The organism is Chloroflexus sp. (assembly GCF_034432675.1).
Classification (GTDB): domain Bacteria; phylum Chloroflexota; class Chloroflexia; order Chloroflexales; family Chloroflexaceae; genus Chloroflexus.
Window position 1 is genome coordinate 1 of record NZ_DAOUBI010000053.1, and the last position, 10,626, is coordinate 10,626.

Annotated in this window: 9 protein-coding genes; 6 read left to right on the forward strand and 3 right to left on the reverse strand. The window is 54.2% G+C overall.

From position 1 onward, the window contains the following. Nucleotides 1-276: 276 nt before the first annotated feature. The gene (locus VAE55_RS04445; protein ID WP_322814603.1) at nucleotides 277-1,506 is read right to left on the reverse strand and encodes a BMP family lipoprotein; all 1,230 of its coding nucleotides are present in this window, start codon (nucleotides 1,504-1,506) and stop codon (nucleotides 277-279) included. Between the two features lie 356 nt (nucleotides 1,507-1,862). On the opposite strand from VAE55_RS04445, the gene VAE55_RS04450 reads away from it, so the two are divergent. The 4 genes from VAE55_RS04450 to malQ all read left to right on the forward strand — a co-directional run bounded on the left by VAE55_RS04450 (nucleotide 1,863) and on the right by malQ (nucleotide 6,004). Continuing rightward, a complete protein-coding gene (locus VAE55_RS04450; RefSeq protein WP_322814604.1) occupies nucleotides 1,863-2,342 on the forward strand; it encodes a hypothetical protein in 480 nt (159 codons plus the stop codon). Nucleotides 2,343-2,577: 235 nt separating this feature from the next. Further along, nucleotides 2,578-2,901, forward strand: a complete 324-nt coding sequence (locus VAE55_RS04455) for a hypothetical protein (RefSeq protein WP_322814605.1) — start codon at nucleotides 2,578-2,580, stop codon at nucleotides 2,899-2,901. Between the two features lie 877 nt (nucleotides 2,902-3,778). Then, a complete protein-coding gene (locus VAE55_RS04460) occupies nucleotides 3,779-3,922 on the forward strand; it encodes a hypothetical protein (protein ID WP_322814606.1) in 144 nt (47 codons plus the stop codon). Between the two features lie 510 nt (nucleotides 3,923-4,432). Then, nucleotides 4,433-6,004 (forward strand): 4-alpha-glucanotransferase, encoded by a 1,572-nt coding sequence (gene malQ / locus VAE55_RS04465; protein WP_322814607.1) that lies wholly within the window; start codon nucleotides 4,433-4,435, stop codon nucleotides 6,002-6,004. Here malQ and recF read toward each other — a convergent pair. Next, on the reverse strand, nucleotides 5,968-7,146 hold the full coding sequence (gene recF / locus VAE55_RS04470) for a DNA replication/repair protein RecF (RefSeq protein WP_322814608.1): 1,179 nt from the start codon (nucleotides 7,144-7,146) through the stop codon (nucleotides 5,968-5,970). The two genes, malQ and recF, sit on opposite strands and share 37 nt — an antisense overlap. A gap of 20 nt (nucleotides 7,147-7,166) precedes the next feature. Continuing rightward, entirely contained in the window at nucleotides 7,167-8,207 is a 1,041-nt protein-coding gene (gene fni / locus VAE55_RS04475) for a type 2 isopentenyl-diphosphate Delta-isomerase (protein ID WP_322814609.1), read from the reverse strand. A gap of 341 nt (nucleotides 8,208-8,548) precedes the next feature. Here fni and VAE55_RS19100 point away from each other — a divergent pair, with 341 nt between their 5' ends. Next, the gene (locus tag VAE55_RS19100; protein WP_416181168.1) at nucleotides 8,549-8,722 is read left to right on the forward strand and encodes a PAS domain-containing protein; all 174 of its coding nucleotides are present in this window, start codon (nucleotides 8,549-8,551) and stop codon (nucleotides 8,720-8,722) included. Beyond that, a complete protein-coding gene (locus tag VAE55_RS04480) occupies nucleotides 8,658-10,118 on the forward strand; it encodes a PAS domain S-box protein (protein WP_322814610.1) in 1,461 nt (486 codons plus the stop codon). The genes VAE55_RS19100 and VAE55_RS04480 overlap by 65 nt, the downstream gene beginning before the upstream one ends. Nucleotides 10,119-10,626 lie beyond the last annotated feature (508 nt).

The following is a 10,626-nucleotide window of genomic DNA, read 5'->3' on the forward strand; positions in this document are numbered from 1 at the left end:
CCTGCCACCCTGACCCAGCACCCATCAGCGGAAGCCTTCTCTCCCGTCGTTCCCGCCCCCAGCGGGGGCGGAGTAGGGTGGGGGCGTGTCGCCTGCCACCCTGACCCAGCACCCATCAGCGGAAGCCTTCCCCCCCGTCGTTCCCGCCCCCAGCGGGGGCGGGGTAGGGTGGGGACGTCGTGTCAATCAAGATTAAGCAATCTTCAATCTTGCAGAGACACTTCACCCCGCTAACAAACAGAGACGGGCAAGATGCCCGTCTCTACCACGTGGTTATTACGGCGCACTCTGACCTTCGATACCGGCCAGTAACTGCGAAGTATACCAGATCGTCTTATCGTCGGCGACCTGACCTGCTGGCACAAAGACACTGCCATCCTGATAGTACAATGGGCCGGTGAAGAGATTCAGGCTACCATCTGCCAGCTTGGCAATGAACTCATCAAGCTTCGCGGCATTCTCAGCACTCAGTGCCGGACCCTTCACAAAACCAATCATGCTCGAGTCAGGATCGTTCAAGTTGCTCCAGTTCGGCCCAACCCACTCCCAGGCCGGCTCCCACTGACCGGCGCGGGCCAGCTCAACCAGACGCTTGTAGTCGGGACCCCAATTGAAGTACGGTACACCCAGACAGACCGCCTCACCCTGGGCGCAGGCACCTTTGAAATCGTAGGGCACCGCAAAGACCCGCTTCCCAGCCTGCGTTGCCTTGTTGGCTTCGACAATTGCCTCAGTGGTATCAATCCCTGACAGAATAACGTCGTAGCCCTCGTTAATAAAATCGTTGGCAACCTTGGTTGGATCGAGCGTTACACCGGGAATGTTGAACCAGAAGCCGATCCACGTCACCTTAAAGCCCAGATCATCTGCTGAACGACCGCGGTAGTTTTCCCAGCAATAACGTGCACCGAGATAGGTTGAATTCACCAACCGGCGTGTCTCTGGATCGATCAGCGGGCCAAGGTAAGCCAGCCGCCCGGCTTCAGTCGTCAGTGCCGCCGCACAGCCGGCAATCATCTTCCCATATTCCATACGACCCATCAGGTTTCGCACATTGGCCGGCGCTTCACCGGTCAGCACCTTATCACCGGACGCATGAATAAACGCCACCTCAGGATGGGCGGCAGCAGCGACATTAGTGCCATCAGCGAATTCCGCAGAGTTGGTGATGATCAGGCGTGCCCCCTGACCGATCAACTCTTCGATAGCCTGCTCAACCTTGACATTCGGTCGATCTGCCGGATTGACCTTATCGATGTAGATAAACTTCACGCCCGGCAGCTTCTCAACCACATACTGGGCAGCCTCGTAATGGGCCTGATTCCAGCCACCATCATTAATCGGCCCGACCAGCACCATCCCAAAAGTGAACTCCTCGCTGGCGGCTGATGTTGGTTCAGCGGGAGCAGCCGTTGGTTGAGCAGCCGGTTGCGTTCCACAGGCAGCTACCAGCAGACTGAACAGGACAAGCACCAACAACGGCCAGTGAACAACGCGGACTCTCATCGGTCGACTCCTTGTGAGCATCTGCAAATCCGAACACGAACAACGAAGCGGCGCAATCGATGAGCAAATCATTGCCATCGCTGCGCCGAGACGGTTTTGCGCAGATTTACGCCTCTGACGGGGAGGGTTCCCTGCCGGCCTCTTCGCCGATCAGGGCGCTATCGCGGAGCGCCCGATTACGGAGCCGAGTATAGCCGAGAGAGGCTAGACTGTCAATTGACAGTGTGATATGCTGTGATTCCATCGAAAAAATGTTACCAGGTCAGTCGAGGGTAATACTTCCCCCTATTCAAATAGACTCGATATATCTATTCGGATGGATTCTATGTGAACCACTCTATCTGAAAGGACCGCTTATGTACAGAGTTACGCTTGTTCTGGCGGTCTTCTTCGTAAGCACCATCATATCTCCGGCATCTCCAGGTGCAGCATCAGATTCTGACCCAATCTGCTTCACCGATCATGAGAAATGTGTCGACTCACGCTTTGCCGATTTCTGGCGGAGTAACGATGTTCATGCAAACACCGGCAAAAAGGATAACGCTTTGCGAATCTTTGGTTATCCGCTTGGGCCGGCCTGGATCGAGTCGGTGAATGGTGAGGCCGTTTTAGCGCAACCGTTTGCGAATGGCATCATGCAGCAACCGCTCGGCAACACGGACCCAGCACAGATTTCTCTTCAGAAGACTAGATTGGAGCGCCTCCGTCAACTCAAACAGGAACCCTCTCTGCCCCATCTCCGCCAGAAACTCAACGGGCAGGTTGTCGTTTCTTCAAGGAGACCGGATTTAACGTCTGTGGTGAATTTAAGAATTTCTGGGAGAGCAATGGCCTGAACCTGGACGACAAGCGTAGCTACACTGACAGCGAACGGATCGCCCTCTTCGGACTTCCGATTAGCAGCCAGAGACGTGAAACAGCGGCAAATGGCAGTCAATACCTCACTCAGTGGTTCGAGCGCACCCGATTACAGTACGAGTTGCTGAAGAAATGATCATCACTCCATGTAATCGTGATGTTGTGGATAATCGACCCGGTGTTCCACCTCTACCACGTAACAAGGGCGTCCAGGTGAACGCAACAACCGTTACCGCCGGAGGCATCCTCTCCGCACGTGGCAATGGCTACACGAATGATCGGTCGGTAACCATTACCGTGTTCCGTACTGATGGCACCAGCTTTGCGGCAGGCACAGAGGTTACACCCGACACGAACAGCGTTACGGAACGGTACTGCCTGGAAGTACCCGCCAATGCGCTACCCGGCATTTGGGCCATTGCTTTCAATGGCGTTCAAACCAGGCATCAGACGATAGGTTTCTTCCGGGTAGTTACAACCGGCATGCCCAATACGACCTGCCCTGATCTGATCGCACCGTTGCCCGGTGGTCGGTAGTGACAGGTGACGCATGTTGCAACAATGACCTGCCGGGAGCCAGCAGGGATACACGGCAGAGCCCCCTGCTGGTACGGTTCATTACCATGTCGCATCAACACCACCGCACCCGTAGCACACCTCGATAACGAACATACACTCACATCAAATCTGATACAGTCCAATGTATGGTACGCAATCCAGGACATACCCCTTCGGACCCCTCCTTCGCTTCATCCCTCGCATGACAATGTGAACAGACAAATACACCGTCCGTATGGGCGGGTTCAGAACCCGCCCATACGGAAACCACACATATGCAATGACGGCCTTGCCAAATTGTTGCCACACCCAAAAACGCCAAACCTCTCACATCCAATCTGGCAGTGTAGAAGTTAGTTCATTCATTACTGACAGAAACCATGATCGTGACGAGCACACATAGCATTCCCGTGACCAGCACGGTAGACTACGTGACACGTTCCTGATCGTGAGCACGGCTGGTGTGGTAGCGTGACTACCGCACTGATGAGCGGGCAAGGCAACCAATTCAGCGCAATCATGCGCCGGAGATGGTCGTCAGCCACCCTCGCTTCCATACCCTATGCATTACCCACATGTCGCGCTGCGTTATGCCGGGCTGAAAGTCCTCCCCGTGGCGGCTTCCCGTGGCGCGGGCTTCTAGCCCACGTGCAGGCATCATCTCCACCGCCGGCAGGGGCTGGCTGTAGCCATTGGTGTACAGACACGAACCTGGTGCAACAACACCTCTACGCACAGGTATCGCATGCATGCCCGACCGACTCGATGATCGAAACGATCACATCCAGCTTCTCCGTGACCAGGATGGGTAACGGTATGCCACACGCCTGCTCGTGAGCACGGCTGGTGCGGCAGCATGGCTACCGCACGCCAAACTGCGCGACACGCGCATGACGAGCAGGTACGGCAATCCATCCAGCACGTGCTGGCACGGCTGGAGCGGCGCACTGCCACCGGACCAGTCGCTCACAACAGCACCCCTGGCGATCATACCCGCTGATACGCACGTGGTTGACACCAGGTATGGGTAATGCATAGCTTCCATACCGGCGTACTGGAAGCACGATATACTGTCGTTGGTGATTGGCAAGCGTTCATGAGACTGTGCGATGATCAGGTAGCACAACCACACAGCTTCTTATGAAATAAGTGCTAGAAGTCATGACACACCAGCCGACAATGGCACTAATACTGCACCTGAACGATGCACTGCTGGCCGCCTAGGGGCGACGCATGCGTCGCCCCTGCACCACACCGACGACAACTAACCGCCTCGCCAATACCACACCTGAACAATGCACATCGTTCAGCAAGATTTGGCTCACACCCACCCCGCCCCTACAGCTCTTCTCTCACCTCTCACCTCACGCCTCCCCCCTATCTCCTATCTCCTATTTCCTCTCTCTTCCCCCCTCCTACCCGCCAAATTGATTGCATCCACAACAATATGCTACAATACCGCTCAGTTTCGATAACGGCCCAACTGCTTGATGGCGGATGTAGGATGAATATGACAACAACTAACGGCTCTCCGGTTCAGGTGCGAGGATTTGGACTACAACGGGCAAGCGGCATTCTCCTTCACCCCTCATCCCTACCCGGCCCGTGGGGAATCGGTGATCTTGGCCCGATGGCGTACCGTTTCGTTGATTTTCTGGTTGCGGCGGGGCAATCACTCTGGCAGGTGCTTCCTCTTGGCCCTACCGGCTACGGTGACTCGCCTTACCAGTGTTTTTCGGCTTTTGCCGGCAATCCATTGTTGATCAGCCTGGATGACATCATCAAACAGGGATTACTTACGATTGAGGAAGCACGGGCCGCCCTGGCCAGATTACCCGCCGACCGGGTTGATTACGGAGCACTCATTCCGGCCAAACAATCCCTGCTGTATCGTAGTTTTGAACGATTCCAGAGCGGTCACGGCGCACACTTGCGCCCGGACTACCAGCGGTTCTGTGAATCCAACGCGGAGTGGCTGACCGATTATGCCCAATTTATGGCAATCAAGGAATCACAAGGGGGCGTAAGCTGGCACGACTGGCGACCCGATCTGCGGGATCGTAAACCGGTCGCCCTTGCCCAAGCCCAACATGAACTGGCGACGACGATTGCCTACCATCAGTATCTGCAATTTCTCTTCTTCCACCAGTGGCAATCGCTCAAAGCCTATGCCAATCAACAGGGTGTACTGATCATCGGCGATGCTCCCATTTTCGTTGCCGATGACAGTGCCGATGTGTGGGCTAATCGCGATCTCTTTTTTGTTGATGAACACGGCAGACCGACCGTAGTTGCCGGTGTACCACCAGACTACTTCAGCGCCACCGGTCAGCGCTGGGGCAATCCTTTGTATCGCTGGGAACGTATGGCCGCCACCAGTTACCGCTGGTGGGTCGCCCGCATGCGTCAGGCCTTTACGCTCTACGACATCTTGCGCCTTGATCATTTCCGCGGGTTTGAAGCCTATTGGGAAGTACCGGCGAGTGCACCGACTGCGGTGGATGGCCGTTGGGTAGTAGGGCCGGGTGCCGACCTCTTCAACGTCTTGCAGGCCGAGCTGGGAACACTTCCTATCATCGCCGAAGACCTTGGTTTAATTACCCCTGAGGTTGAAGCCCTTCGTCAGGCATTTGAACTACCTGGAATGAAGGTACTCCAATTCGCCTTCGGGGATAATCCGGCCAATCCTTACCTGCCCCACAACTACACACCGAATTATGTCGTCTATACCGGCACTCATGACAATGATACGACTATTGGCTGGTTTGCCACCCTCGATCCGGCTACCCGTGCGGCCGTATTGACCTACCTTGGTCGTGATGAAGAGACGATTGATATTGCCTGGGATTTGATGCGCTTGGGCATGATGTCTGTCGCCAACTATGCCATCACACCATTGCAAGACGTTTTGCGGCTGGGATCAGAGGCACGTATGAACATACCCGGTCGGCTAGGTGGTAACTGGGCATGGCGCTTTTCGGCTGAAGCGCTCAGCATAGAACTGGCCGACAGATTGCGTCAACTCACATTTATTTACCGCCGATTTCAGCCGGCAAACACCTGGCCATCTTCAACCCGATAGCGACGAGCAGTAGCCAGGAAATCAGTACTGAAATTGCTAAGATCGGTAGCGGTAAGTAGCGTCTGCTGATCAGGATGATGGATCAAGGCAAGGAGATGGGCGCGGCGCTGAGCATCAAGCTCACTTAAGACATCATCGAGCAACAGCACTGGTGCTTCACCGCTGCGCCGCCGCATCAAACCGGCCTCGCCAATCTTCAACGCCAGCGCAATCGAACGTTGCTGACCACGGGAACCGTAGCGACCGAGATTGATCCCGGCCACAGTAAAGATCAGATCGTCGCGATGAGGGCCGCAGAGGGTCTGACCACGGGCCAGTTCATCACTGCGTTGAGCCGCAAACGCCAGCAGCAAGCGCTCGGCCAACCCCCTAGAATCGCTTGCAGTTCCCAGGTCACAGCTGGCTGCATACTCAATCTGCAATCGATCTGTGCCACCGCTCATCTCCTGATAGAGCGGACCGGCCAGCTCATTTAGTTCAACAATTGCGCGTAACCGTTCGGCTAGCAGATACCCGCCAGCCGTCGCCAGTTCTTGATCCCAATAGGCCAGCTCGGCATCAACATGACGCGGTACTCGTCGCTGTTCGCGCCAGGCACGCAACAGACTGTTTCGTTGCAAGAGAATTTTCTGATAATGCGCTAATGTGCGCACGTAATGCGGATCAAGCTGCGAGAGCGTGATATCAAGGTAACGTCGCCGTTCTACCGGCGGCCCATCAACCAACGTAAGATCGGTAGGGGTAAAGAGCACCACCCGCAACTGGCCTATCAGATCGATTGCCCGCGCCGGACGTTTATCAATGCGCACCAGCTTTTGGGCACCGTTCAGTGGCTGTCCATCATCGTCTGCCCGCCGTTGCACCAACACTTCCAGGCGCACCGGCCCAATCCACCGCTCTACATCGGCAGCAATGCGGGCAAACGGCGGGGCACCTGCTTCTCCTACCGCTTCCCAGCGCACTAACTCCCGATCACTACTCAGGCGCGGCGAGCGCGTTGTAGCAAGGTAGAAGATTGCCTCGAGTAGACTCGTTTTGCCAGCAGCATTTGGCCCGTAAAAGAGTGTGGTTGCCGGTGCTAATGCGAGATCAAGGCGTCGGTAGTTACGAAAATCGCGCAGGAACAGATGGTAAACATACATATATCGGCCATTGCCGCAGGCTACGAGCACTCACCCAAGCGCAGGTTACGCAGCACCTGAAGATTGGCACAACCGCTACAAAACATAGCAACCCGCAGTTCGCGGATAAATGCCCCCAACCCTTCAATCACCGCCTCAGCACCCCGCTCATTGATAGCATCGAAGAGTGCCGGACGGGCAGTGCCGGCCAGATCAGCACCCAGTGCAATTGCCTTCGCAACGTCTACTCCACTCCGAACACCACCTGAAGCAATAAGCGTCACATTGGGTAAAGCGGCTCGCACCTCGCGTATACACTCGGTTGTCGGTAGCCCCCAATCGGCAAAAGCACTCGCCACACGACGCCCGATGTCGTTTGGTTGACGAAAGCGTTCAACTTCACTCCAACTGGTACCACCCGCACCGGCCACATCGATAATGCGCACCCCTACTTCGTAGAGCCGAATCGCATCAGCGGCACCGATGCCATTACCAACCTCTTTCACGATAACCGGTACTTCCAATCGCCGACAAACCTCTTCGATCCTAGCCAACAGTCCTTTAAAATTGACATCTCCCTCAGGCTGGACAGCTTCCTGAAGTGGATTGAGATGCAAAATCAGCGCATCAGCCTCAATCATCTCCACTGCCCGACGGCAATGATCAACAGTAAAGCCATAATTGAGCTGCACAGCGCCAACATTTGCCAGCAAGGGAATATGCGGCGCGACTCGCCGTACCTGGTAGGTAGAGGCAAGCCGGGGATCCATCACTGCGGCACGCTGCGAGCCAACTCCCATTGGCAAACCGAGGTACTCAGCAGCTTCGGCCAGCGCCAGATTAATCTTTTCAGCACTGGCCGTACCACCGGTCATCGAACTGATCAACAACGGTGCGGCAATGGGCTTACCCAGAAACGTGGTGCGGGTATCAACCTCGTTAAGATCAAGCTCAGGCAGGGCACGGTGCGGGAGACGATACGCAGCAAACCCGGTAACGATACCCTTGGCAGCCACATCCTCATGTAACACAATGCGAATATGATCTATCTTGCGCGACTCAGTTTTATCGTCACCGGGCATAGCAAACTCCTGTTGCAGGGAGGGGAAAGGAAACCATTGTTTTTTTCCCCTTTAGAGCGATCATACCAACAAAAAGGAGGAGCGTCAAACAAGCGGGCCGTGGAGCAACTGGTTCCCAATGACAGGGATTGACCCGGTATGGCTTGCGAGAGTGCCATAGTTCCTTATACGAAGGATAACACGCGATCACACTGCAACATCGGAAGAATACTATCCACCACCATAACCAGCGATGTCACAAAAGATAACATCTCTACACCCTGTCTTATCTGGTTTAAACACGGTAGAGATGGTATATTAGATATGAGCTTTATGATGAAAGGTTGTCAGGAAAACATGCTATGAATCTCAACGACAACTCAACAGACAGGCTGCTTGCTGAGTGTATAGCAGAACGTAATCGTTTACGACGCATTATCGAAACGACCAATCTTCTGATGGTAGAAATAGATGCCGGCGGGCGAATCACATACATCAATCCGGAATGTCAGCGGGTACCTCAGGGTATCTCCTAAAGAATGTCTTCAGCAAATTGCCTGGACATTTATTCACCCTGAGGATCAAGATCGGGTAAGAGAGCACTTCCGTGCATTGATCGCACAGCAACAACCCTCTGATACATTTGAAACCCGACTTCTCCTCCGCGATGGTTCTACCCTCCATTTGCAATGGACAATTGCACTTTACTTCAACGACAGCGGTCAGTTCTCATCACTCACTGCCATTGCTCACGATATCGACCAGCTTTATCATATGCGCACAAAGCAGCAACAGCAGGAGGAAGAACTACAAACCTTTAAACTCCTGGTCGAACTCGCTCCTGATGGTATTGCCATCACCAATACTCAATTACGTATGACATATGCCAACCGGACTTTTTGCACTTTGCTTGGTTACGAATCACTGATCGGAAAAACTGTCGTTGATATTACCTATCCCGATGATCACCAACAACTGGCAGGAATCACCGAAACATTGCAGCAGGGTCAGAGTGTTCACACAACGATTCGCTATGTTCGTAGTGATGGAACACTCATAACGGTACAGGCTTCCGCGCTTGGCTTGTACAACCGTGAAGGTCAACTGACCGGCTTTGCCTCGATTAACCGCGATGTGACGGCTCAGATAGAAGCCGAAGAAGAGCTGCGACAAAGCGAGCAACGAAATCGGGTACTACTGGCTGCCATACCTGATCTCATGTTCTTGCTCAGCATCGATGGGGTCTTCCTCGATTACAAGTCAGATCCTACTGGTCGCCTGCTGGTCCCCCCTGAAATGTTCCTCAACCGCCACGTGACTGAGGTACTGCCACCTGCACTCGCGACACAAATCTTGCAACGAATTGACACTATTCGGCGTAGTGGAGAAATGCAAACGTTTGAGTACCAGATTGAGATTGACAACCAGATTGAAGATTACGAAGCCCGCCTGGTCTTGCTTCAAGATAATGTCATAGTGCTTTCACGCAACATTACTGCGCAACGCCAGGCTGAACGTAAGCAATTGGCCATGCAAGAGCAGATTATTCAGGCACAACAAGCCACGTTGCGCGAATTGAGTACACCGCTCATGCCAATTGCTAACGGTGTGGTTGCGATGCCGCTGATTGGGGCTATTGACTCAGCACGTGCCCAGCAAATTATGGAAAGTTTGTTGTACGGTGTGGCCGAATACAAAGCGCGAGTCGCCATTATTGATATTACCGGTGTGAAAGTTGTTGATACACAAGTTGCCGGCGCGTTGATTCGGGCGGCGCAGGCAGCCAGGATGCTAGGCGCTGAAGTAGTTTTAACCGGGATTAGTCCTGAAATTGCTCAGACTCTGGTGCATATCGGCGCTGAGTTAGGCGCGATGAAGACAAAGGCTACCCTGCAAGAAGGTATTCGTTACGCATTGGCGGGTAAGCAATGAGCGGTAGATTACTACTCTGCTGCTCATGAAAGCCTCTGCGGTTCTGCTCTCCGGTGGGGAAGGAGTGCTAGGCGTAATCGACAGATTGACAAGGAACGATAGTGGTGGGCGGTAGCGGTTTAAATCCAATCCACACTGACACATTGTTGCCATAGACACTTGGCTGTCCGACTGAGCTGACCAGACAACGCGATGCTCTCGCCTGCAACTCTACCGGAACGTGTCCACCATCTGCCCAGATGTAAACCCAGCTGATGTTCGCTCTCCGGGCATCCTAATAAAACCGGCACGCCTCACCCACGCGGCCGGTCTTCTTCATCATCTTTTCTACATAGCCACGTCACCTTTGCGCTCCTGACCCGGTGTATATATCAGAACACCGGGTCGAGCCATGAGTGCATCGTGCTCTGCTCACGCTTCCTCCATACCGGTGCCCCGGTGCGCAACCCTTCGCCAATCACCGGTCAGCATTCTAGATGACCGCTGTGGTACAATACCAATCCAGAGC